Genomic DNA, 732 nt, shown 5'->3' with positions numbered 1-732 from the left:
TAACGCCGCATTAAGGTGTGAGCGGCGCTTGGCTATACTTGAGCGAAGCGAAACTGCCAAGCGTTGCGAATCACTCTTAAATGCTTTGTTAACTGTCTTTATATCGGCTTTCCTTGGAGCTTCCGAGCCTTGTTGATAGTACCCCACAAAAGATTAACTCCCCAAAGGATAAGTAAGAAGTATATAAACCACGCCCCTAACGCTATGTATACTACCGAAGCCGTATTTACATTATAAATAATTAGCCCCCACATAGCTGATAGAAACGCCATCAGACCTAGACCAACACCAAAAATTTTAAGTTTTTCAATTGCTTGTTTATTAAATGTCGAAACTCGATCGGTTAAAGAAAACTCCCCTTTTTCCAAGTTGATTTCGCAATATCTGCCGCAGATCTTTCCATATTGTTCGAGTTTCAAAAAAGCACCTGGCTCCTTAATAAACCACTGAACCTCGCTAGGTGTTAATTCAGCTCGTGTTAACCCACTTAACAATATCAATATTTCTGGATAATTAGCGTCTATATCATTTGCAAGCGCTTTAATCGCAGCGTATCGGCTATGCAATTCCTTAGCTTTTTCACCTTTGATGTCTTTTAATTTTTGAAAAGTAACAAGAAATGTAACAATACTAACCATAACCCCAATTAGCCCTGCTACAGGTGTTATGTAACTATTAACATCCACCTTAAAACTCCTTTCGATAGTGGAAACTTAAGACAGTTAACGCCCG

1 protein-coding gene is annotated in these 732 nt (G+C 39.2%); it reads right to left on the bottom strand.

Translation table 11 applies throughout. The features are described from left to right. Window positions 1-98: 98 nt before the first annotated feature. Window positions 99-686, bottom strand: a complete 588-nt coding sequence (locus EXA13_RS16635; protein WP_238134099.1) for a hypothetical protein — start codon at window positions 684-686, stop codon at window positions 99-101. Window positions 687-732: the final 46 nt, after the last annotated feature.

This window comes from Vibrio cincinnatiensis, from assembly GCF_022113815.1.
In the GTDB taxonomy this organism is placed as follows: domain Bacteria; phylum Pseudomonadota; class Gammaproteobacteria; order Enterobacterales; family Vibrionaceae; genus Vibrio; species Vibrio cincinnatiensis_A.
This window is presented reverse-complemented; position numbering and strand designations above follow the sequence as displayed.